Raw genomic sequence first — 22326 nt, 5'->3', positions numbered from 1 at the left:
GTGTCGGATTTCCGGGGCGGCGGTTGCCGCACCCTGGAGCCATGGATTGGTTATTGTGCGGCGATCACCGCGGCCTCTTCGGCGACATGCAGGCCGCATTCGCGCGTCTCGTCCTGCTCCCACCACCAGCGGCCGGCGCGTTCCGGCTCGCCGGGCTTGATCGCCCGCGTGCAGGGCTCGCAGCCGATCGAGGGATAGCCGCGGGCATGCAGCGGATTGACCGGCACGCCGTTATCGGACACGAAGGCCTTGATCGCCTCCAGGTCCCAATCGGCGAGCGGATTGACCTTCAGAAGATGCCGTTCGGCGTCATATTCGGCAAAGGGCGTCTCGGCACGGTTGGCCGACTGGCCGCGGCGCAGGCCGGTGATCCAGATCGTCGCCCCTTCAAGTGCGCGCGCAAGCGGCTTCAGCTTGCGCACGCCGCAACAGGCATGCCGTGCTTCGACGCTCTCGTAGAAGCCGTTGAGGCCGTATTTGGCCGCATAGGCGTCGATATCGGCCTTCTCGGGCTCGTAGCGCTGGATATGGATGTCGTATTGGCTTTCCGTCTCTTCGATCAGCGACAGCGTCTCGGCAAACAGCCGGCCGGTCTGCAGCGTCGCGACGTCGATCGGCAGGCGGTGCGTGCCGATTTCGGCGGTGATCACCTGGTCCTCGATGCCGAGCGAGGTGGTGAACACCACGCGGCCGCCAAGGCCGGAGACCAGCGACAGACGCCCGGCCAGGTCGAGACCCGCCAGCTTGTCGTTCAGCGCCCCAGCTTCCGCAATCGGCCCTTTTTCTGCAATCCTATTGATAACAGTCATGAGAATCCTGTCCTTTGTTGACGGGAGTATCGCAGTTCAATCCTGGATCGGACAGAAAAAGGGATTTCGAAAGCTGCGGCCGGAGGAGCAAATATCTCTCCGAAGCTGCCGCAATGCAAAAAAACAGCCGCCCGAGGACAAAAGTCCCCGCGAACAGCTGGTATGTCTATAAAAATAGTAGAGTTACACGCGGCCTGTCAATCCGAAATCTGAAGTGATGCCGAAAAAGGTGCGGAGCAGGCGGTTTTGGCGTAGATTGCCGGCGCTTGGCCAAGAACAAAAAACAAGGCCAAAACGCTTGATCCTCAAGGCTTTCCACGGCGCGTTCAAATTCCGTTCATGCTGACTATGCCATAGAGGCGAAAGTACTTCCGTAGCGGTGCGGAGATTCGCGCCGCCTGTGTGTCGATGGTCTGAGATGATTACGCAAAAGGCGAAATATGCACTGCGGGCGCTGACGGTTCTGGCGGATGCCGATGCCGACGAACCGGTGATGATTTCCGACATCGCCGCGCAGCAGAAGATCCCGAAGAAGTTCCTCGAACAGATCCTGCTCGACCTGAAGCATCACGGCATCGTCGTCAGCCGCCGCGGCAAGCAGGGAGGCTATCTCCTGCTGAAGCCCGCCCACACCATCACCTTCGGCGAGATCCTGCGCATCATCGACGGCCCGATCGCGCCGTTGCCGTGCCTGTCGATCACCGCCTACCGCCGGTGCGACGATTGCGACGGCGAACAGAACTGCCAGATCCGCCACGTCTTCGCCAAGGTCGCCGATGCCACCCGCAAGGTGCTGTTCTCGACGACCATCGCCGACGCCGTCGGCCCAAGACATGGCGCCGAAGTCACCAGGCTGCTCGCCTGAGCATCGGGCGAGGAGAGAGGGCGCTCTCCTTCAAGATTTGGTGAAATACCTTTTCTTCCCGCCTTGATGCTCCACCTGCCTGATCAATTGGGTAGGGAGGACATCATGTCTATGATTTCAGCACAGCGGTTCGTGGCTGCGGCCATACTCACGGCGGCGCTTGCGACGAACGCTGCCGCCCATCACGGCTGGTCGTGGGCCGAGGCCGATCAGATCGAGCTTCGCGGCACCATCGAGAAAATTTCCATGGGCGGGCCGCATCCGACCCTCGATGTCGCCACCGCCGATGACGGCCTCTGGCGTGTCGAACTCGGCAATCCGCGCCAGACGGAGCGCTCCGGCTTCGTCGAGGGCGTCGCCAAACCAGGCGATCAGGTGATCGCCCTCGGAAACCGTTCGCAGGATCCGCAGGAGAAGCGGATGAAGGCGGTGCGCATCACCATCGGCGAGAAGCGCTACGATATCTATCCCGACCGCATCAAGACGAACTGAGCCAGGGCGAACCGAGAAGTGATCGCCGTCCTCGAATGGCTGTCAGCCACCGCACCCGCGGTCGCGCTCCGGCGCTCCGCAACACTCTACATGTTCGTCAATACAGCCCATATCCTGGCGATCGGCCTGCTCGTCGGCGCCATCCTGCCGCTTGATCTCAGGCTTGCCGGCTTTTTCCGCAAGGTGCCGGCGGAGATCGTCGCGCCGTTTCTGTCGCGTTCGGCGGGCATCGGCCTTGCCGCGTCCATTCTCACCGGCGTCTGTCTCTTCAGCGTCCGGGCGGTCGAATATGCCGCCAACCCCGCCTTCCTCGCCAAGCTTTGCCTGATCGGGCTCGGCCTTTTCAACCTGCTGGCGGTTCATCTGGGGCAAGGCTGGGAAACGCTGGTTTCAACAGGAATCGTCCGGCCCGGCTTGCGCCTCGCCGCCGCTCTATCGGCGGCAATCTGGATCAGCGCGGTGGTTGCTGGGCGGTGGATTGGATTTCTTTGAGGGCCGCTAAATCACCGATCGCTGACCGCCGCCCTTGGATTAACCCACGGCTCCTGGTTGGAGCGTGCCAGCGGCTGTTTGCCGAGGATGTGGTCGGCCGCTTTCTCGCCGGTCATGATCGACGGGCCGTTCAGGTTGCCGTAGGTGACGTGCGGGAAGATCGAGCTGTCGGCGACGCGTAGGCCATCGACGCCGATCACCCGGGTCTGCGGATCGACCACGGCCATCGGATCGTCCTTGGCGCCCATCTTGCAGGTGCCGCAGGGGTGGTAGGCGCTTTCCAGATGCTCGCGCAGGAAGGCGTCGATCTCTTCGTCGCTCTGCACGGCTTCTCCGGGCTGGATCTCCGCCCCGCGATAGTCGTCGAAGGCCTTCTGTCCGAAGATCTCGCGGGTGAGGCGCACGCAGTGGCGGAATTTCTCCCAGTCCTCGGCATGGCTCATATAGTTGAAGCGCAGCACCGGCTCGGCCTTCGGGTCGGGCGAACGCAGCGTCACGCTGCCGCGCGATTTCGACAGGTTGTAACCGACATGCACCTGGAAACCATGGCTTTTGGCCGCCGCCTTGCCGTCATAGCTGATCGCCACCGGCAGGAAATGGTACTGGATGTCGGGCTGCTTCAGCCCCGGTGCTGAGCGCAGGAAGGCGCAGGCCTCGAACTGGTTGGAGGCGCCGAGCCCGCCCTTCGACAGCAGCCATTGCGCGCCCGCCACCCCCTGCCAGAACCAGGGCAGCCAGGAATAGAGCGACACCGGTTTGGTGCTGATCTGCTGGAAATAGAATTCCATATGGTCCTGCAGATTGGCGCCGACACCCGGCCGGTCGGCCTTCACCTCGATGCCCATCTCCTTCAGATTCTCGGCCGGTCCGATGCCCGAGAGCATCAAAAGCTTCGGCGAATTGAACGAGGAGGCCGAGACGATCACCTCGCGGTTCGCCTTCACCACCTCGATCCTGCCGCCGCGGTCGATCTCGACGCCCGTCGCCCGGCCGTTCTCGATCATTACCTTGCGCGCGAAGCCGTAGACGATCTCGACATTCTTCCGCTTCAGCGCCGGTTTCAGATAGGCGTTGGCGGCAGACCAGCGGCGGCCGGAAAAGATGGTCTGCTCCATCAGCCCGAAGCCTTCCTGCTTGCTGCCGTTATAATCCTCCGTCGTTTCGAAACCTGCCTGTTTGCCTGCCTCGATGAAGGCGCGAAACAGCGGATTGGTGAAGCCGCCGCGCTGGACATGCAGCGGCCCCTCGGTGCCGCGCCAGCCCTCCTCGCCGCCATGCGAATGTTCCATCCGCTTGAAATAGGGGAGCACGTCGGCATAGGCCCAGCCGCTGGCGCCAAGCTCCTCCCAGCGGTTGAAATCCTCGGCATGGCCGCGCACATAGACCATACCGTTGATCGAGGAGGAGCCGCCGATCACCTTGCCGCGCGGCGCGGTGATGCGCCGGTTGTTGAGGTTGGGCTCCGGCTCGGACAAATAACCCCAATTGTAGCGCTTCATGCTCATCGGCCAGGCAAGGGCGGCCGGCATCTGGATGAATGGACCGAAATCGCTGCCGCCCGCCTCGATGACGAGAACCGAATTCTTGCCGTCTTCGGAGAGGCGATAGGCGAGGGCGGACCCCGCCGAGCCCGAGCCGATGATGACGAAATCTGCTTGTTGCATGACGTTCCCTTAGATTCTTTTGCAACGGGCTGAAGACCCCGCCCCAAACCCCTCCCCACAAGGGGGAGGGGCTTAACTTGCGGCACCGCCTTGCTCCGAAATCAGCGCCGCAAGCGGTGCGATCGAAGAAGAGTAAAATCGGTGCGGCATTCTAGCCCCTCCCCCTTGTGGGGAGGGGTTGGGGAGGGGTCTTTTCACTCTCAATACGGCGCCGCTACCGGCCCCATGCCGACATATACGGTCTTCAGCTCGGAATAATGCTCCAGCGCCGCCAGCGAATTCTCGCGGCCGAAGCCGGATTGTTTCGAGCCGCCGAAAGGGATCTCCACCGGGCAGAGATTGTAGGTGTTGATCCACAGCGTGCCGGCCTCCAGCCGGTCGACGACGCGGTGAGCGCGGGTGAGGTCGGCGGTGAAGACGCCGCCGGAGAGGCCGAATTCGCTGGCATTGGCGCGTGTGATCACCTCGTCCTCATCGTCGAAATCGAGCACCGACATCACAGGCCCGAAGATCTCCTCGCGGGCGATGCTCATGTCGTCGGTGACGTCGGCAAACACCGTCGGCTGCACATAATAGCCTTCGCCGGAAACGTTGTTGGGAATACCGCCGCCGGCGACAAGCGTTGCGCCCTCGGCCTTGCCCTTTTCGATATAGGCGACCACCTTTTCGCGCTGCGCCCAGGAAACCATCGGGCCGATCTGCGTCGCCTCATCCATCGGGTCGCCGATCAGCATCGCCTCGGTGCGCGCTTTCAGCCGCTTCAGGAACTCGGCCTTGATGCCCTTCTGCACGAAGACACGGGTGCCGTTCGAGCAGACCTGGCCTGTGGAATAGAAATTGCCGAGCATGGCGCCGCCGACCGCCGAATCGAGATCGGCATCGTCGAAGACGATGAGCGGCGACTTGCCGCCGAGTTCCATCGTCACATGCTTGAGGCTGCCGGCGGCGGCGGCCGCCACCCGGCGCCCGGTTGGCACCGATCCGGTCAGCGATACCTTGGCGACATCGGGATGGTTGACGAGCAGCGGCCCGGTGTCGCGGTCGCCCTGGATGACGTTGAAGAGCCCCTTCGGCAGCCCCGCCTCATGCAGGATCTCGGCGATCTTCAGGGCGCCGAGCGGGGTATTCTCAGACGGCTTGAACACCATGGCATTGCCGCAGATGAGTGCCGGGGCCGCCTTCCAGCAGGCGATCTGCTGCGGATAGTTCCAGGCGCCGATGCCGACGCAGACGCCGAGCGGCATCCGCTTGGTATAGGCGAAATCCTGGCCGAGCGGGATATGCGAACCATTCAGGCCGGCGGGTGCGACGCCGCCGAAGAATTCGAAGGCGTCGGCGCCCGAGGTCGGATCGGCAACGATCGTCTCCTGGATCGGCTTGCCGGTATCGAGCGTTTCCAGTTCGGAGAGCGCCCGGTTTCTCTCGCGCATGATCTCGGCGGCGCGCTTGAGGATGCGCCCGCGCGCCATCGGGCTCATCGCCGCCCATTCCGGCTGGGCGCGTCTGGCCGCGGCGATCGCTTGTTCGACGATCGCAGGCGTTGCCGCATGCAGCCGGGCGATCACCTCGCCGGTCGCCGGATAGAGGCTCTCGATGACGGTGCCGTCTGTGTCCTCGACATATTCCCCGTCGATGAAGTGCGAGGCTTTCGGCTGGGCTTTCATGTCATTTGTCCTTGGATGGTTTGAGGTGATCGTCCCCTGTGCTCGCGGGGAGAAGGGGAGGCGGCGGCCAGAAGCGCGTTCACATAATCCTCCGTCAGCGCGATCGAGGCTTCGATGCCGATCGGCGCCGATTTCAGACTTTGCCTGATGTAGAGCCCGTCGATCATCGCCGCAGCGCCCTCGGCGATGCGTTCTGCGGCGTCGGCCGGCAGCAGCGCCTTGAGATCGGCAAGCAGGTTGGAGCGCAGCCGGCCGGCATAGATCACCAGGAAGCGCCGGGTTTCCTCCGAGCGCTGCGCTTCGGCGTAAAAGGCAAGCCAGGCGGCAATCGTGTCGGGCGCGAACTGGTCGGCATGGAAGTTGACCCGGATGACGGCCGACAGCCGTTCACGCGGTGTGCGCGCTGCCTTCAGCGCCGCCACCGTATCGCGGCGCAACTGCCGCAGCAGTGAGCGGATCGTCTCGATCAGCAATTGCTCCTTGCTGCCGAAATAATGATGCGCGAGAGCTGGCGACACGCCCGCCTGGCGGGCGATGTCGGACATGGTGACGGCAAGCGAGCCGTGATCGCCGATCACCCGCAGCGCCGCATCGACAAGCGCCTTGCGGCGCACTGGCTCCATTCCGACTTTCGGCAAACCGCCAACTCCTCACGCATTTTCGACAAGGATATTTTTGATTGACTGATCAATCAACAAAAATATTGGCCGAATTGATTTCGCGCAGATCTTTTCCGGAGAAACGGGCGCGACATATTCGTTGATCAGGAGGTGTGCCATGACCAGCGTCTTCAACGAAATGCCCGGATCCCCGCTTCGGTCGAAATGGGTCTGGTTCCTCGGCCTCGGCGTGCTGCTTCTTATCTGTGGCCTCATCGCTCTCAGCAACCTGTTGATGGCGACCGTCGCGTCGGTCTTTTATGTCGGCATGCTCATGCTGGCGGGCGGCGTCATCTATCTCGTCCACGCATTTCAGGTGCGCCGTTGGGATCAAGTGCTCTTCTGGGCTCTGAGCGGCGTGCTTTACGTGCTTGCCGGCATCTTCGCCTTCATCAATCCCATCTTCACCTCGGCGGCCCTGACGCTGTTTCTGGCGATTGCGCTGCTGGTGGCCGGCATTTTCCGCCTCTGGGTCGGGATGCGGATGCGGCCGCTGAAGGGCTGGCGATGGATCGCGATCAGCGGCGTCATGACGGCGCTGGCCGGCTTCGTCATCGCGCTCGGCTGGCCGGTGAACAGCTTCTGGATCCTCGGTCTGTTCCTGGCCATCGATCTCATCATCCAGGGTTCGACCATGATCGCCTTCGGGCTCGGCATCCGCAGTTGAAGCCCTTTTTGATACGCCTATTTTGACAAGGAGATGACAGGGGATTAGACTTAAGGGGTATGGACCGATCGCCAAAAGCGGGTGGTCCTGTGCGCGATCGCCGCAAATGGTCATGCGTCCCCCAAAGGCAGGGTTCTGCCTGAATAAAAAAGGGAGGAAGTTCATGCCGATGGTCACCGTTTCCATCTCTCCGCAACAGGCAGCGGGCATCCGTGCCGCCGTCGACAATGGCGGTTACGCCTCGAGCAGCGAGGTCGTCCGCGAGGCGCTCCGCCTCTGGGATAGCGCCCGCAAGCTCGGTGAAATCAAGGCCGATCTCCTCGATGACGAGAGCGTTGCCTCCGGCGGCAGATGCGTCGCCGACATGTTCGCCGATCACGAGGCGCAGCGCCGTCGCTCTGCCTGAACAAGCGCCTGATTGCATTGGAAATTTCAATAAACGCGGAGCGCGTGCCGATGGCCCGCGGCTTTCACAAAACTTTCACATTGGCGAAAGGGTTCATTGATCCTTCCCCGGCATCTTCCTGACTCAAAAGACAAGTCACAGTGGAGATCGGCCCGCGATGAAGACCGGCACATCCCTGGCTGCCGCCGTCGAGCCCGGCGTTCTGCGCCGCTACGCCAGCGATCAGCTCGTCACCCTTGCCAAACTCGTGGTCGAAAACGCCTTCCAGCCGATCGTCGAGGCCGGTACCGGCACGGTGTTCGGTTACGAGTCCCTGATGCGCGGCCAGGATCGCATCGGCTACCACACGCCGGCCGAGATCCTCGACGAGGCCCATCAGGCCGGCCAGCTGCTGCAGCTCGAACAGATGGTCGCCAGCCGCGCGCTCGCCAAGTTCGCCACGCTGTCGAATTTCTCTACCTCGACGCTGTTCCTTAATCTCGATGTCCGGCTGATCCCGGATGGCGAGCGGCTGGTCGAGAACCTGCTGCAGCATCTGAGGACCGGGAATATCCCGCCGTCTTCGATCTGTTTCGAATTTTCCGAACGCTTCGACAATACCAGCGTACCGGAATTCTCAGCCCTGGTGTCGAAGCTGCGCAAGGCCGGTTTCAAGCTGGCGATCGACGATTTCGGCGTCGGTCACGGCGAAATGAAACTGCTGTGCGATCATGCGGTGGATTATCTGAAGATCGACCGCCATTTCGTTGCCGAGATCGACCGCAGTCCGCGCAAGCGTCATCTTTTGAAGAGCATCGTCAACATCGCCCATGTGCTCGGCACCCGCGTCATCGCCGAGGGCATCGAGACCGAGGCCGAATTCATCGCCTGCCGCGAATATGGCGTCGATCTCGTCCAGGGCTGGTTCATCTCGCGGCCGACGACGCACATGTCGGAGCTGGCGCCGTCCTTCCCACATCTGCAGGAGCTCGGGAAAAGCAAGCGCGCCAGCCAGTCGCTCGACGAGATCCTCATCCGCAAGCAGATCGAGCTGCTGCCGGCGGTCTACGAAAACGACAGCATCGACAGCGTCTTCGAGCTCTTCCGCCGCAATCCGCGCCAGGCCTTTTTTCCCGTGCTCAACGCCAATAGCGAGCCGCGCGGGATCATCCACGAGCAGCACCTCAAGGAATATATCTACCAGCCCTTCGGCCGCGATCTCCTGAAGAACAAGATGTATGAGCGCAGCATCTCGCATTTCGTCGAGATGGCGCCGATCGTCGGCCTCGACAGCGATGCCGAGCATCTGATGGCGATCTTCGCCAATATGGAAGGCAGCAACTGCCTGATCCTGACCGACAATATGCGCTATGCCGGCGTCGTCTCCGCCGCCTCGCTGATCAAGGTCATCAACGAGAAGCAGCTGAAAACAGCCCAGGACCAGAACCCGCTGACCGGCCTGCCGGGCAATCGCGCCATCCGCGATTTCATGCGCCAGTCCGGCCGCGACGGCGATGAGGTCCGCCATTTCTGCTATTGCGATTTCGACAATTTCAAGCCGTTCAACGATGCTTACGGCTTCCATCTCGGCGACCACGCGATCTCGCTGTTTGCAGCGCTGATGCGCCGTTATTTCTTCGCCGAGCGCCATTTCCTCGGCCATGTCGGCGGCGACGATTTCTTCATCGGCGTCGTCGGCTGGACGCAGGAGGAACTGACTGAGATTCTCGACCGGCTGATCAGCGATTTCCACGACGACGTGCTCGATCTTTATTCCGATGAGCACCGCGCCGCCGGCCGCATCCTCGGCCATGATCGCAGCGGCGCCGAAGCGCTGTTCCCGCTGATGCGCTGCTCGATCGGCGTCATCGAATTGCCGGAAGGTCTCGTCATCGACGATATCAACCGCGTCAGCGCCGAGATCGCCGTCATCAAGTCGGCGGCCAAGGAGAGCGACGAAGGTCTCGTCTTTCACTTGCTGGGCGAGGCGAATTGACGCCCTTGCCACATCAAGTCTTCCCAAGCCCGCGGGGCTGACTTATTTCCTGGTTCCGAACAGGGAGGGTCGCGCCATGTCACTGCCGCAGGAAATGCGTTTCGTCGATCTCACGTCCTTCGGCGCCCCGGAGGTGATGACGATCGGCAGACGCCCGCTGCCGGTGCCGGGTGAGGGGCAGGTTCTGGTGCGCGCCGAGGCGATCGGCGTCAACCGCCCCGACGTCGCCCAGCGCCAGGGCAGCTATCCCGCGCCCAAGGATGCGAGCCCGATCCTTGGCCTGGAGCTGTCAGGCGAAATCGTTGCGATCGGCCCTGGCGTCAGCGGCTACGGTGTCGGCGACAAGGTCTGCGGGCTCGCCAACGGCGGCGCCTATGCCGAATATTGCCTGCTGCCGGCAGGCCAGATCCTGCCCTTTCCCAAGGGTTATGACGCGGTGAAGGCCGCGGCCCTGCCGGAAACCTTTTTCACCGTCTGGGCCAATCTTTTCCAGATGGCCGGGCTGACCGAAGGCGAGACAGTGCTGATCCACGGCGGCACCAGCGGCATCGGCACGACGGCGATCCAACTCGCCCGCGCCTTCGGCGCCGAGGTCTATGCGACGGCGGGCTCGAGCAAGAAATGCGAGGCCTGTGAAAGGCTCGGCGCCAAACGCGCGATCAATTACCGGAGCGAGGATTTCGCCGAGGTGATCAAGGCTGAAACCGGTCAGGGCGTCGATATCATCCTCGACATGATCGGTGCGGCCTATTTCGAGCGCAACCTCGCCTCGCTCGCCAAAGACGGCTGCCTGTCGATCATCGCCTTTCTCGGCGGCGCCGTTGCCGAAAAGGTCAATCTGTCGCCGATCATGGTCAAGCGGCTGACGGTCACCGGCTCCACCATGCGCCCGCGCACGGCGGAGGAGAAACGCGCCATCCGCGACGACCTGCTCGCCGAAGTCTGGCCGCTCCTGGAGGCCGGCACGGTCGCCCCGGTCATCCACAAGGTCTTTGCCTTCGAAGAGGTCGTCGCGGCGCACCGGCTGATGGAGGATGGCAGCCATATCGGCAAGATCATGCTCACCGTCTGAGGTCAGCTTCGGACCAGCATTCGGGCGCAAGGTGAATTTGATCCTGGACGCTTTTGAGTCTTCGGGTCGTTGAATAGCCACCTGAACGAAACCCGGCCCCGAAATTGCGCATATTGATGTGGCGTTGCCTGCGCGTTGTACGGTCCCTACGAGGAATACAATGGCCCTATTCCACGCCTGCCCCATCTGCCGCAGCAGAATTCCGCATTTCGTACCGCTTCCGCGCTACTACATCGACAAGGCGGGCGAGCACGGCTTTCCCTACCAGGTCGATGAATTCGAGACGATCAACCATCAGGCCTATAGCTGCCCCAATTGTCATTCGACCGATCGCGACAGGCTCTTCGCGCTGTTCCTGACGCCGGTGTTCCAGCGCCTCGACCAGGCACAGGCCGTCCGCTTCCTGGACATTGCGCCGGGCCGGGCCCTGACCTTCTGGCTCAAGACCCACCCACATGTCTTCTACCGCAGCTGCGACATGTATTTGCCCGAGGCAGACGACAAGGCTGATATCCACAACCTGCCCTACGCAGACGAGAGCTTCGACTTCGTGCTTTGCTCCCATGTGCTCGAGCATGTCGAGGATCCGGTGCGTGCCACCGCCGAAATCCGGCGTGTTCTCAAGCAGGACAGCGTCGCCATCCTGATGGCGCCGATCTGCCTGTCGATCGAGGACACCCATGAAGATCCCAACGTGACGACGCCGGAAGGCCGCTGGGCGCATTTCGGCCAGGACGACCATGTGCGTCTCTTCTCAAAGTCCGGGTTCATCGATGTGATCCAGCGCGCCGGTTTGGCGGTCCAGCAAATTCCGGTCACCGATTTCCTGACGCCCGATGTCTGCGATACCTATGGCATCGGCCGCAGCTCCGTGCTCTACCTCGGCGTGAAGCAGCAGGCCGTCCAGCAGGAGCCCGAACGCAACGTCGCCTGAGGGCCGGGCTAGACTCTACGTTCAAGCTTGAAAGGCGCCCCGAACCGAGGCGCCTTTTCTAATTTCGGCTTTCTCTCAGCGTCAGCGATACGCCGACCGCGAGAAGGCCGGGCAGCGCCATTAGCAGATAGAGCCAGTGGGCCGCCGAGATGCTGCCGGCAACGCCGCCCGGATCGACAAGGCCGGCTCCATTGGCGATGACGCCGGCAAAGGCCGCGCCGAAAGCGCCGCCGAGCGAGCTCATCGTCGGGATTGCCGCCGAAGCCTTGTCCTGTTCGTTGCCGGCGACAAGTGTCAACACCATGGCGACGAGATGCGCCCAGCCGAGCCCGACGCCGAAGCCCATCATGAACATGCCGACTGCCGCCGGCACGATGAAGAGCATATTCGCCTGCGGATTGTCGCGCGCGAGGAAGATCGCCAGCGAAAGGGTGGCCGCCGCCTCGATCAGCGCACCGGCAACGATCGCCGCCTGCGCGCGGCGGCCGCTCAGCGAGCCGCTGAGGAAGGCCGAAAACGTCCAGCCGAGAGCGACGAGCGCCACCAGATAACCGGAGACAAGCGGCGCCACCCCATGCAGCACCTGCAGGAAATAGGGAATGAAGACGTCGCTGACGAGCACGAAAGTCATCGCCAGCATTGTCAGGTAAACGCGCGCAATCGGCCGGGAAAGGCTGACCGCGCCGGAGGGCAGCAGCCGGTTCGGGCTTCGGCCCTCGATGACAAGCATGCCGCCGACCGCAGCGATCGAGGCCGCGATCAAAGCGATTTTCGCGGCGGTCGTCTCGATCGTGCCCGCGGTGCTGACCATCAGCACGGCGCCGAGCAGCAGCCCGATCTGGGCTATTGGCGTTTTCGCCTGCTCGCGATCGTCTTCGACCTCGGGCAAGAACCGCGGCGCCAATACCGCCATTGCCAGGCCGAGCGGCACCAGCACGATGAAGGCGTAGCGCCAGTTGCTGCCGGCGGAGAAGAAGCCGCCAAGCGTCGGCCCGATGACGGTCGCCACACCCCAGATCGCCGCATAGAGCGTCGATGCCTTCGTCCATAGCGGCTCGGGATAGACGAAGCGGATGAAGGCATAACCAAGCGCGGCCAGCGCCCCGGTGCCAAGCCCCTGCACCGCGCGTCCGACCAGCACCACCGGCATCGACGGCGCGGCTGCGGCAATCAGGCTGCCGACGCCGAAGACCAGCGCCGCGATCACATAGACGCCGCGAAGCCCGACACCCCGTGGCCGCATGGCGACGAAAATCGAGCCGAGCACGGCGGCGGCGACGAACAGGCTGGTGACCCAGGAAAACAGCGCGAGCCCGCCGATGTCGCGCACGATCGAAGGCGCGATCGTTGCCATGATGTAAGTCTCCACCGCATAAAGCGTCACGCCGCCGGCAAGGATCAACGTTGCCGGCAGATGCTCGGGCAGGAAGAGGCGGAGGAGGGAGCTGGCGCTGGGAACGGTTGCAGTCTGGTCGATATCCGACATGGGACGATCTCGATGTTTTTGCTGGCGAAGGATTATTTTCCAAGTTATAAATTGGAAAATTACATGCCGCTCTCATTAAAACAAGATATCGCTTGGAAAAATATGCGCCAGTCGCCCGCCAACCGCATCCTGATCCTGATAAAGACCGACGGCCCGCAGCTCGGTTCGGCGATCGGCGATGCGCTCGGCATTTCGGGCGAGGCCGCCCGCCAGCAGCTCGCCAAGCTGGCGGAGCAGGGGCTGGTGGAGCCGGTCACCATCGGGACCACGGGCAGGGGCCGGCCGCGTCAGCTCTGGCATCTCACTGCCGCGGGCAACCGCCAATTCCCGGACGGCCACGCCGAGCTGACGGCAAACCTTCTCGTCACGCTCACCGAACAGCTCGGACCCGCAGCCCTTGATACCGTCATCTCCGCCCGCGAGGCCGAGACGCTGCAGCGTTATCGGCAGGAACTGGAAAATGCCGGTGACCTTGCCGCGCGTGTCGAAAGCCTTGCCGCCATCCGCACCCGCGAGGGCTATATGGCCGATCACTGGCGCGAACTGGACGGATCGTTCATGCTGGTCGAAAACCACTGCCCGATCTGCGCAGCCGCTTCTGCCTGCGCCGGCTTCTGCCGCTCCGAACTCGAAACCTTCCGCACTGCCCTCGGCGCCGAGGTCGAGCGCAGCGAACACATCCTCTTGGGCGCAAGGCGTTGCGCCTATCGCATCACGCCGCGTTGAGGCCGAGCACACGCAGGCAACTCGTGCTTCAGGCCGGCTGCCGCGCCTGCCGTCTGCTGCTTTCGAGATAGAGCAGGACTCCGATCGACACGAGGCCTGCGGCGGCGCCGACGAAGGCGGTGCCGGAATAGTCGCTGATCGATGTGCCGAAGGCGAAAAGCCCGGCGGCGATGCCGGTGCCGATGAAGGTGTTGAGCGAGAGCAGCGAGGTTCCGAGCCCCGGCCGGTCGGCGATCAGGTCCTGCAGATAGGTGATCGGCACGCTGAGGATTGCCGCCGCCCCACAGGCGTTGAGGAGAAGCAGCGCATAGATGTGCCAGGGTGCTGCGGCAAATCCGAGCAGCAGCAGATAGCAGCAATAGATCAGCGCTCCGAAGGCCAGCACATGCACGGTGCGGAACCGCCGCTGCGCCATGCCCCACATCACCATGAACGGCATTTCGAGAAAGGCCGTCAGCCCGGCGATGAAGCCGACATCGGCCACGGTGCCGCCGGCAGCATGGGTGATGATCAGCGGCAGCAGCATGCTGTTCAGCCGCTGCAGCCCGAACAGCAGCGCCATGACGATGACGCGCACCAGCACAGAGGGCATGAAGATCCGCTTCAGCGACGCCAGGAAGCCGACGTGATCGAGGGCCGGGCCAGCCATGCCGTTTCCGGGCGCGAAGAAGAAGTAGAGGCAGAAGCAAATGAGGCTTGCCACGGCCGCGATCCCATAGGCCGGCGTCATCGACGGCGAATTGACGAGATAGAGGCCGATCATCCCCGGCGCCAGCGCCCATGAGCCGGAAAACAGCGCCCGCACCGTTGCGGTGATCCCCGCCGCCTGGCCGCGATCCATCTGGTTGGTCCTGGCGCGCAGGCTGGCAAACAGCAGCGAATAGGTGGAGTTGCTCATCGGCACCAGCAACAGCGTCGAGACGATGAAGACGGCGGGGCTGTGAAAGATCGCGATCGACCCGAAGCCGAGCATGCCGGCGACAGACAGCCCCAGCACCAGCGGCCGCCGCTCTTTCAGCCGGTCCGACCAGATGCCGAGCGTCAGGCTGGTGGTGACATTGACGATCGCCGAGAAGAAGATCAGCGCCGAATAAGTGCCGTTGCTGAGGCCCAATTCGTTGATCCCGATGATCGATTGATAGGGCGCGGTCGAGGCATAGGTAAAGGCGAGCGCGACGAGCGTCACCGCCGGAATGCGGATCCGCTTATCGCGCAGGATCAAGGAAAAGGTGGATGACATGGGGCGGTTCCTGATGCACCACCTGTAGTCGCATCTGACACATCAGAGAAACAATAGTTTTCGATCGATTCGGTCAATTCCTGTGATGGATGTTTGCTTCAGATTTGCGCTGTCAAACTGGAGAGCCAGAAGTCGATTTGCCCGAAGGGAAGAACGTTTCCCAGGAAACCGACCAGAACTGAGGCAATTGACATCAAGGCCAACCCCAGAAGTGCTCCAAGGATGATTCCAACGCTTGTCCTTTTGGTCCAGCGCGCCAACCAGCACGCCAGGCTGAGAGAGGCGACCGTGAAAAATACCCACAATATGGACTCTGAAATGGATAGGCCTGATTGCAAAACGATTCCTGCGAATGCGAACTGGGTTGCAGGATATCGTCTGAAGGCATCCAACTTCAAGGCCGGTCTGAGCGCGGCAGGGGACGCAACTAATCTCCCATTACGCCATCTGTCGCGGTACTTGCTCCAGAAGCCCACCCCACCCTCCGTCCTCCTCGGGCTTGACCCGAGGATCCACGCCGTCTCCATCAACTGCGACCATGGTCCCAGGCTCAAGGCCTGGGATGACGGAGACTGGCGGTGTGTTTCCGCCAAACCCGCCGTCCGCGCATGCCGTTGCGACACTCCGGCAAAGCCTAAACCCCGTTGGCTTTGTCAGCGGGACGCGTTATGCCTGCCGCATCCCGCAGCACCTGGATGAAAGCCCATGACCAATCCCGTCGCCGTCGAAGTCACCCGTGGCCTGCTCGTCGAAAGCCGCCATCGCGGCGCGGTGGCGGTCGTCGATGGCGACGGCGAGCTTGTCTTTTCGCTGGGCGATATCGACGCCGCCGTTTTCCCGCGTTCGGCCTGCAAGGCGATGCAGGCGCTGCCGCTGGTGGAAAGCGGTGCGGTCGACGCCTATGGTTTCGGCGACAAGGAACTGGCGCTCGCCTGCGCCTCGCACAATGGCGAGGACGAGCATGTGGCGCTTGCCGCCTCCATGCTGGCGCGGGCCGGCCGGGATGCGGGAGCGCTGAAATGCGGCGCCCATTGGTCGATGAGCCAGAAGGTCCTGATCCACCAGGCCCGCACGCTCGACGCACTGACCGCGCTGCACAACAATTGCTCGGGAAAACATGCCGGCTTCATCTGCGCCTGCTGCCACCAGGATATCGATCCGAAAGGCTATGTCGGCTATCAGCACCCGCTGCAGGTCGAGATCCGCGCAACGATGGAAAGCCTGACCGGCGCCGTGCTCGGCGCCGAGAGCTGTGGCACCGACGGCTGCTCGATCCCTACCTATGCCGTGCCGCTCAGGAGCCTTGCCCACGGTTTTGCCAAAATGGCGACCGGCGTCGGTCTGGAGCCCCTGCGCGCCAAGGCATCCCGCCGGCTGATCGAGGCCTGCATGGCCGAACCCTTCTATGTCGCCGGCTCCGGCCGCGCCTGCACGAAACTGATGCAGATCGCTCCCGGCCGCATCTTCGTCAAAACCGGCGCCGAGGGCGTCTTCTGCGCCGCGATCCCGGAAAAGGGCATCGCCATCGCGCTGAAATGCGAGGATGGCGCCACCCGCGCCGCCGAAGCCATGGTCGCCGCCACGCTCGCCCGCTTCTTCGAGACGGAAGACGAGATTCATGCCGCCCTGACGGCTTTTGCCGCAACCTCCATGCGCAATTGGAACGGCATCCATGTCGGCGATGTCAGGGTCACCTCGGCTTTGACTGAGTGATCACGCCGCGGCGATCGCGACGTTGAGATCACGATAGGGTTTCAGCCGTTCTGCCGGCATCTCCGCCGGCACGATCATCCCGGCGACTTCGGAAATCGCCAGCACCGGGCAGGGCGAGACGAGATCGAACTTCTCCTGCGTCAGCAGCACATGCGTTTCGGCCGAACAGCGGGCGATATGCCGCTTGATCGCCGCCTCCTCGAAATCGCCGGTGGAAAGCCCATGCACCGGATGGGCGGCGGTGACGCCGAGGAAGAACAGGTCGGGGCGCAACTGCGAGATCGCCGCGGCTGCTGCTGCCCCCGTCGCCACCATCGAATGTTTGTAGAGCCGGCCGCCGGTCAGGATCACCTCGGCCGTTGGGTGGTGCTCGAGTTCGGCGGCGATCGTCGGGCTGTGGGTCGCAACCGTCAGGGGCATGTCGCGCGGCAGGTGCCGGGCGATCTCCGCCGTCGTCGTGCCGCCGTCGAGAAAGATCATCTGCCCCGGCTTCACCGTCGCCGCCGCAGCAGCCCCCAGCCGCGCCTTGATCTCTGAGGAGACGCTGGCCCGCGCGGTGAAATCGGGCAGTTCTGGCGCCAGCGGCATCGCGCCGCCATGCACGCGTTTCAACAGCCCCTCCGCCGCCATCTCCCGCAAGTCGCGGCGGATCGTGTCTTCCGAAAGGGAAAGATCTTCGGCGACGCGTTTGGCGATCACTTGGCCGTCACGGCGCAATATGTCGAGGATCAGGGTTTTGCGTTGTGACGTCAGCATGGGCTCTCTGCACGATATTAACCGTAATGGCCCGATATTGCACGAATTGACTCGACATTCAAGAAATATCGTGCATTTTCACGAAATCCCGTGCATGAAGCCGGGAGTGCTCCCGCAGAAGCGGGGCGAAGGAGTGGATCATGTTGATATTGATTGCCGGGCCTTACAGGTCGGGAACCGGCGACGACCCGGAAAAGATGGCCGCCAACCTGAAGCGGCTGGAGCAGCCCTCGCACGCGCTGTTTGCGGCCGGCCACGTGCCGATGATCGGCGAATGGGTGGCCCTGCCGATCTGGCACGCCGCCGGCGGCAAATCGGTCGGCGATGCGCTTTACGAAGAGATTTTCCACCCGGTCGCCGGCCGGCTGCTGCAGCTCTGTGAGGGCGTGCTGCGCTTGGCCGGCGATTCCAAGGGCGCCGACAATGACGTGCGCATCGCCAGGGAGCGCGGCATTCCGGTCTGGCACCGGCTGGAGGATGTGCCGGGTTGCGGTTGAAGGGCGAGTTCGTGCCAGAAGGCAGCCCCTCACCCTAATGATCTCCCCGTAAAACGGGGAGAGGGGACGTGCCTAGAGCATGATGCCGAAAAGTGTGAGCGGTTTTCGGACGACATCATGCCCTAACTCTTTATTTTAGAACAGGATTCAGATTTTAGGCCAACCGGGCCTAAAATCATCCTGTTCTAGCGAGAGGTCGGCGAGGGACGGAGAGGTCGCGGCATATCCCTTCGCCCCGTTTGCGGGGGTCCGAAGGACGGGTCGAGACCCGTGGCTCGACCCCGGTCGGTGGCGGCAGCCGGATGAGGGGCGGCCGCACGGCACACCGATCATTGCTCCTCGTCCGCGCCCGACGCAGAGACAAAACCCAATCTCCCCAGTTCCGGCGCACCCATCCCTGCGCTATACCAGCGGCCGAAAGGGAGTGGACCACCATGCTGACTTTGTACTACGCGCCGGGAACCTGCGCGCTCGCAAGCCTTATTGCCCTGGAGGAATCAGGCCTCGCCTTCGAAACGAAAAAGCTCAGCCTGCGCGATGGCGAACAGCGCTCGCCGGATTATCTGCAAATCAACCCGAAGGGCCGTGTGCCCGCACTTGTCACCGAGCGCGGCGTGCTGACGGAAACGCCGGCGATCCTCGGCTTTATCGCGGACAGCGCCCCGGCCGCCAAACTGGCGCCGCTCGGCGATGCCTTCGAGATGGCGCGGCTGCAGTCCTTCAGCAGCTATCTCTGCTCGACCGTGCATGTGAACCACGCCCATCGCCCGCGCGGCTCGCGCTGGGCCGACGATCCAGCGGCGATCGAGGCGATGAAGGTGAAGGTGCCGCAAAACATGGCGGATTGTTTCACCTTGATCGAAGAGACGATGTTCAAGGGCCCCTGGGTGATGGGCGAGACCTATTCGCTCGCCGATCCCTATCTCTTCGTCATGACCGACTGGCTGCCGGCCGACGGCGTCGATCCCGCCCGCTTCGAAAAGGTCAGCGACCACCACGCCCGCATGCTGCAGCGCCCCGCCGTTCAGCGGGCGCTGGCCTATGATCGGGGGTGATATCCGAAAGCGGCAGCAAGCTTCCTTGGCGCCCGGAACAGCCAGGCGCCGATAAGCCGCAGCCGTAATTCCTCGTCGCCGATCACGGCGGCGCGCAACGGCAGATGCGGCCAGCCGATATAATGCGCGGTCTGGAAATAGATGTCGGGCGCCATTTCGAGAAGATGATCTTTGTCGTCCAGACCTATTGAGATCACGATCGTCTCGTCGTCCTTCACCGCGACGAAGCTCCTTCCGGCGACCTTCAGCGCTGGGTTGCCATAGGAGGTGCTTTCCTCGACATCGAGCAGGCCTGCTTCGGCAGCCAGCCGCTTGAGGCGCTCAAATATTGCATCGACGTCGCCGGCCATTGCCTTCCCCGCGTATCGATCCGAAACATAGCACTACGGATGGAAGCCCGACCTCTGTCAGCCACCCGATGCGGCGGTGAACACCGCCAGCTGCGCGGCGAAAGCACGTTTGTAGGCCGGCCGCGCCTCGCCGCGGGCGACATAGGCGGCAAGGTTCGGATATTCCTCCAATAGTCCCGATGCTTGCGCCCTGAGCAGCACCGTTACCATCAGCAAGTCGCCAGCGCTGAACGCGCCATCGAGCCAGTCGGCATCGCCAAGGCGAGCGGAAAGGCTGTCCAGCCGTTTGCGGATGCTGTCTTCAAGGGCACGCAGGCGCTGCTCGTACCAGGGTTCGTCGCGCTCGAGGATCGTGGCGAGACTGCGCTCGAAGATCGGCGGCTCCACCGTGTTCAGCGCCGCAAACATCCACGTGACAGCGCGTGCCCGGGCATTCGCATCCGCAGGCAGCAGGCCCGCATGGCGCTCGGCGATATGGAACACGATCGCCCCGGATTCGAACAGACTAAGATCGCCGTCTTCATAGGTCGGAATCTGCCCGAAAGGATGAAGTGTGAGATGCGCGGGTTCCTTCATCGCCTTGAACGAAACGAGACGAACCTCGTAAGGCTGCTCCACTTCCTCGAGCGCCCAGCGAACACGCATGTCGCGCGCCAGACCCCGGCCGCGATCGGGCGAGCGTTCAAAGGCGGTAATGGTAATCGTCATCGCTTCCTCCATCTCATTTTATCCTTGGATCGATGCCGATCCAGGGAGTTATGCCATGGCTTGAAGACGGCTGGCGAAACGCGATTCCGACATCGATGCTTGCGATAATCTGCAGCGCGGCAAGCCACGCGACTTCGTTTCCGCGGATGTCGCGAGGCCCACTCACTTTCGCTCGACCGTCAGCACCATCGGCATGGCCCAGTTGGCTTCGGAAATCGGCCAACGGAGCAGGTTGACGCTGTTGTCATCCACCTGGGCCTCCCATCTTGCGTAGAATTTTTGCCGATAGCCATTCAGCCGAACACTCCGGCAGGCGATAGGGCCGCCGTCGAGATTGAGCGCGACCTTGAGATCGAGCGGCGAGGTCTTCAGAAACTCTGCCAGTCGGTCGAGGGAAAAGAACGCTTCCTTTGTCGTGCCGATGACGATACGCCCCAGCGCGTCCTTGGCGACAAAGGTACGGTTGGCGAGCCAGCGGCTTTTCACGTTCACATGGGTCTGCCCGTCGTCGCCGATGAGCAGGGGATAGGAAACCATGGCGTTCGACGCGCCGGCAAAGGCGGTCTGCCAGTCTTGGCGCTTGAGATCACGGATGTCGGCAGCGTCTTGATCGGCAACGAAGGCGCCGGCCTTGGCATCATACTGCTGGGGACCCATCGCCACGCCCTCGCTGATGAATGGCGTGTCGGGCCTGCCATGCATGTCGTAATAGCTGCCGTTGACGATGAGCACCGCGTTGGGCAAGGCCTTTTCCCATTCGTCGATGCCGGTATCGCCGGCCGGGGCATTGCGGGTGACGAATCGAAAGCGGCCCGGGTCGATTCTGCTGAGAAAAATGCGGTCGACTTCGCGGCCATCGGCAAGAACCGGCAGTTCCGCCACCTCGAAACCCGCCTCCGGTTCCTGCCAGGTCAGCGGCCCGGGCTGAACCGCTGGGATGGCTGTGTTCAACGCCAGTCGCATGGAGGCGGAAAGGCGCTCGTCGTCAGGTTTCATACTGGTCCAATAGGTCCCGCCGCGCCGCCACACAGTGTTGAAACCGTAAGCACCCGCGACGTGCCAGAGCCAGCCGGCACCGACGACAACCACGACCGTTAAAATTGCGATGAGTCCGAATAGGATCTTTCGAATTGCCACTGAAAATCTCTTTGCTCAAATGGGTCGATTTGCGACGCCGGGTTGACGTGACGTTGCGCGAATGCAAGTGCCAAGTGCGGTTTTTCTACGGCCGACCCGCAAACGCCTTCATTCGCCAAAGCCGACACATATAGAACCCCCGAGAAAAACATGATCGTCGAACTGACTGCTGATGATTTTGCCATCTTGCTGAAAGGCTTCGCCCCGCAAAATCTGCGGCTGGTTCCCGATAGCGCCATCGCCCCGCCTGAGGTTCTGGAGATGCTGGCGGGGATCGCCGCGCAGATCGGCGCCGAATTTACCCCCTCGGCCTGGATGATTGTCGAGGAGGGTGAGATCGTCGGACTATGCTCCATCATCCGCGCGCCTGAGGACGGCGAAATCCACATCGGCTATGGGATTGCGCCGAGCCGCGAGCGGCGTGGATACGTCACCCGCGCAATCGCGGAACTGCTCGAATGGGCGCGGAAGGATCCGCGCGTGTCACGCATTTCGGCCGATACCGGCGTGGAAAACATCGCCTCTCAGCGTGTCCTTGCGCATAACGGCTTCATCCGAACAGGAGAGCGCATCGATCCGGAAGACGGTCCGGTGATTTGCTGGCAGGCATCGATCGACTGAGACAAGTCGCCCAGAGAACGCGTCGCGTCAACGAGTGATGCGACGCGCTTTAAGGCCGGCTGAAACGGCGCGCATCGTCACGCGCATTTCGCCAGCGGCGGTTTGACCTTGGTGGGAAGGCCGGTGTCGGTTCCGAGCGGCAGATCGGCAATTTCCCGCATCGACATGCGCTCGACTTCGGGATGCCGCAGCGGATCGTCCTTCCAGGTCGGGGCGGTGTCGGCGTCGCTCATGGCAAGGGCAGGCTTCAAGAAAAACTTCAGCAACGACATGGCATGTCTCGCTTTCTCCAGCGGTGCGGGGTTCGTCACCGCAGGCTGTAATGTCTGCTCTGCCAA

General features: G+C 62.7%; 24 protein-coding genes. 13 read left to right on the top strand and 11 right to left on the bottom strand.

The window, feature by feature from the left end:
- Nucleotides 1–50: 50 nt before the first annotated feature.
- The gene (locus ATY75_RS09725) at nt 51–809 is read right to left on the bottom strand and encodes a phosphoadenylyl-sulfate reductase (protein ID WP_088937372.1); all 759 of its coding nucleotides are present in this window, start codon (nt 807–809) and stop codon (nt 51–53) included.
- Between the two features lie 418 nt (nt 810–1227).
- On the opposite strand from ATY75_RS09725, the gene ATY75_RS09720 reads away from it, so the two are divergent.
- The 3 genes from ATY75_RS09720 to ATY75_RS09710 all read left to right on the top strand — a co-directional run bounded on the left by ATY75_RS09720 (nt 1228) and on the right by ATY75_RS09710 (nt 2658).
- Nucleotides 1228–1674 (top strand): Rrf2 family transcriptional regulator, encoded by a 447-nt coding sequence (locus ATY75_RS09720; protein ID WP_003569590.1) that lies wholly within the window; start codon nt 1228–1230, stop codon nt 1672–1674.
- A 105-nt stretch (nt 1675–1779) separates the two neighbouring features.
- The gene (locus ATY75_RS09715; RefSeq protein WP_088937371.1) at nt 1780–2166 is read left to right on the top strand and encodes a DUF6152 family protein; all 387 of its coding nucleotides are present in this window, start codon (nt 1780–1782) and stop codon (nt 2164–2166) included.
- Nucleotides 2167–2184: 18 nt separating this feature from the next.
- Nucleotides 2185–2658: a DUF6644 family protein gene (locus ATY75_RS09710; RefSeq protein ID WP_088937370.1), complete on the top strand. Its 474-nt coding sequence runs from the start codon at nt 2185–2187 to the stop codon at nt 2656–2658.
- Between the two features lie 11 nt (nt 2659–2669).
- On the opposite strand, the gene betA is transcribed toward ATY75_RS09710, so the two are convergent.
- From betA to betI, 3 genes are all read right to left on the bottom strand, one after another.
- Complete coding sequence (betA, locus tag ATY75_RS09705) at nt 2670–4322, bottom strand: choline dehydrogenase (RefSeq protein ID WP_088937369.1); 1653 nt, start codon at nt 4320–4322, stop codon at nt 2670–2672.
- Between the two features lie 200 nt (nt 4323–4522).
- The gene (gene betB, locus ATY75_RS09700; RefSeq protein WP_088937368.1) at nt 4523–5986 is read right to left on the bottom strand and encodes a betaine-aldehyde dehydrogenase; all 1464 of its coding nucleotides are present in this window, start codon (nt 5984–5986) and stop codon (nt 4523–4525) included.
- Nucleotides 5983–6624, bottom strand: a complete 642-nt coding sequence (betI, locus tag ATY75_RS09695; protein WP_088937367.1) for a transcriptional regulator BetI — start codon at nt 6622–6624, stop codon at nt 5983–5985. Before betI ends, betB begins: the two co-directional genes overlap by 4 nt.
- A 139-nt stretch (nt 6625–6763) precedes the next feature.
- Between betI and ATY75_RS09690 the strand changes: the two genes are divergently transcribed.
- The 5 genes from ATY75_RS09690 (at nt 6764) to ATY75_RS09670 (ending at nt 11699) form a co-directional block, all read left to right on the top strand.
- The gene (locus tag ATY75_RS09690) at nt 6764–7312 is read left to right on the top strand and encodes an HdeD family acid-resistance protein (RefSeq protein ID WP_064837470.1); all 549 of its coding nucleotides are present in this window, start codon (nt 6764–6766) and stop codon (nt 7310–7312) included.
- A gap of 163 nt (nt 7313–7475) precedes the next feature.
- The gene (locus ATY75_RS09685; RefSeq protein WP_064837472.1) at nt 7476–7718 is read left to right on the top strand and encodes a type II toxin-antitoxin system ParD family antitoxin; all 243 of its coding nucleotides are present in this window, start codon (nt 7476–7478) and stop codon (nt 7716–7718) included.
- A 157-nt stretch (nt 7719–7875) separates the two neighbouring features.
- Nucleotides 7876–9693 carry an EAL domain-containing protein gene (locus tag ATY75_RS09680; protein WP_088937366.1) on the top strand — a complete coding sequence of 606 codons (1818 nt, stop codon included), beginning with the start codon at nt 7876–7878 and terminating at the stop codon, nt 9691–9693.
- Between the two features lie 76 nt (nt 9694–9769).
- Nucleotides 9770–10765 carry an NAD(P)H-quinone oxidoreductase gene (locus tag ATY75_RS09675; RefSeq protein ID WP_088937365.1) on the top strand — a complete coding sequence of 332 codons (996 nt, stop codon included), beginning with the start codon at nt 9770–9772 and terminating at the stop codon, nt 10763–10765.
- A gap of 160 nt (nt 10766–10925) precedes the next feature.
- A complete protein-coding gene (locus tag ATY75_RS09670) occupies nt 10926–11699 on the top strand; it encodes a class I SAM-dependent methyltransferase (protein WP_088937364.1) in 774 nt (257 codons plus the stop codon).
- Nucleotides 11700–11757: 58 nt separating this feature from the next.
- Here the strand turns inward: ATY75_RS09670 and ATY75_RS09665 are convergent, their stop codons facing one another.
- Nucleotides 11758–13185 (bottom strand): MFS transporter, encoded by a 1428-nt coding sequence (locus tag ATY75_RS09665; RefSeq protein WP_088937363.1) that lies wholly within the window; start codon nt 13183–13185, stop codon nt 11758–11760.
- Nucleotides 13186–13287: 102 nt separating this feature from the next.
- Between ATY75_RS09665 and ATY75_RS09660 the strand changes: the two genes are divergently transcribed.
- Nucleotides 13288–13911 (top strand): metalloregulator ArsR/SmtB family transcription factor, encoded by a 624-nt coding sequence (locus tag ATY75_RS09660; protein ID WP_088937362.1) that lies wholly within the window; start codon nt 13288–13290, stop codon nt 13909–13911.
- Between the two features lie 28 nt (nt 13912–13939).
- Here ATY75_RS09660 and ATY75_RS09655 read toward each other — a convergent pair whose 3' ends face one another.
- Nucleotides 13940–15151 carry an MFS transporter gene (locus ATY75_RS09655; RefSeq protein ID WP_088937361.1) on the bottom strand — a complete coding sequence of 404 codons (1212 nt, stop codon included), beginning with the start codon at nt 15149–15151 and terminating at the stop codon, nt 13940–13942.
- Between the two features lie 705 nt (nt 15152–15856).
- Between ATY75_RS09655 and ATY75_RS09645 the strand changes: the two genes are divergently transcribed.
- Nucleotides 15857–16864, top strand: coding sequence for an asparaginase (locus tag ATY75_RS09645; protein ID WP_088937360.1), 1008 nt, complete (start codon nt 15857–15859; stop codon nt 16862–16864).
- On the opposite strand, the gene ATY75_RS09640 is transcribed toward ATY75_RS09645, so the two are convergent.
- Nucleotides 16865–17620 (bottom strand): DeoR/GlpR family DNA-binding transcription regulator, encoded by a 756-nt coding sequence (locus ATY75_RS09640; protein ID WP_088937359.1) that lies wholly within the window; start codon nt 17618–17620, stop codon nt 16865–16867. It lies immediately after the preceding gene.
- 140 nt (nt 17621–17760) lie between these two features.
- On the opposite strand from ATY75_RS09640, the gene ATY75_RS09635 reads away from it, so the two are divergent.
- Both ATY75_RS09635 and ATY75_RS09630 read left to right on the top strand, forming a co-directional pair.
- A complete protein-coding gene (locus tag ATY75_RS09635) occupies nt 17761–18117 on the top strand; it encodes a hypothetical protein (protein WP_064837491.1) in 357 nt (118 codons plus the stop codon).
- Between the two features lie 434 nt (nt 18118–18551).
- Complete coding sequence (locus tag ATY75_RS09630) at nt 18552–19172, top strand: glutathione S-transferase N-terminal domain-containing protein (protein WP_088937358.1); 621 nt, start codon at nt 18552–18554, stop codon at nt 19170–19172.
- Here the strand turns inward: ATY75_RS09630 and ATY75_RS09625 are convergent.
- The 3 genes from ATY75_RS09625 to ATY75_RS09615 form a co-directional block, all read right to left on the bottom strand.
- Nucleotides 19157–19522 (bottom strand): hypothetical protein, encoded by a 366-nt coding sequence (locus tag ATY75_RS09625; protein WP_088937357.1) that lies wholly within the window; start codon nt 19520–19522, stop codon nt 19157–19159. The genes ATY75_RS09630 and ATY75_RS09625 overlap by 16 nt on opposite strands.
- A 57-nt stretch (nt 19523–19579) precedes the next feature.
- A complete protein-coding gene (locus tag ATY75_RS09620; RefSeq protein ID WP_088937383.1) occupies nt 19580–20230 on the bottom strand; it encodes a glutathione S-transferase family protein in 651 nt (216 codons plus the stop codon).
- A 162-nt stretch (nt 20231–20392) separates the two neighbouring features.
- The gene (locus tag ATY75_RS09615; protein ID WP_088937356.1) at nt 20393–21367 is read right to left on the bottom strand and encodes a phosphodiester glycosidase family protein; all 975 of its coding nucleotides are present in this window, start codon (nt 21365–21367) and stop codon (nt 20393–20395) included.
- A gap of 150 nt (nt 21368–21517) precedes the next feature.
- On the opposite strand from ATY75_RS09615, the gene ATY75_RS09610 reads away from it, so the two are divergent.
- The gene (locus ATY75_RS09610; protein ID WP_088937355.1) at nt 21518–21988 is read left to right on the top strand and encodes a GNAT family N-acetyltransferase; all 471 of its coding nucleotides are present in this window, start codon (nt 21518–21520) and stop codon (nt 21986–21988) included.
- A gap of 77 nt (nt 21989–22065) precedes the next feature.
- Here ATY75_RS09610 and ATY75_RS09605 read toward each other — a convergent pair whose 3' ends face one another.
- Nucleotides 22066–22260 carry a hypothetical protein gene (locus ATY75_RS09605; RefSeq protein WP_088937354.1) on the bottom strand — a complete coding sequence of 65 codons (195 nt, stop codon included), beginning with the start codon at nt 22258–22260 and terminating at the stop codon, nt 22066–22068.
- Nucleotides 22261–22326: the final 66 nt, after the last annotated feature.

The organism is Rhizobium sp. N122, assembly GCF_002211295.1.
Lineage (GTDB): Bacteria > Pseudomonadota > Alphaproteobacteria > Rhizobiales > Rhizobiaceae > Rhizobium.
The sequence above is the reverse complement of the archived record's forward strand: the minus strand, read 5'-3'. Positions and strand labels throughout refer to the sequence as shown.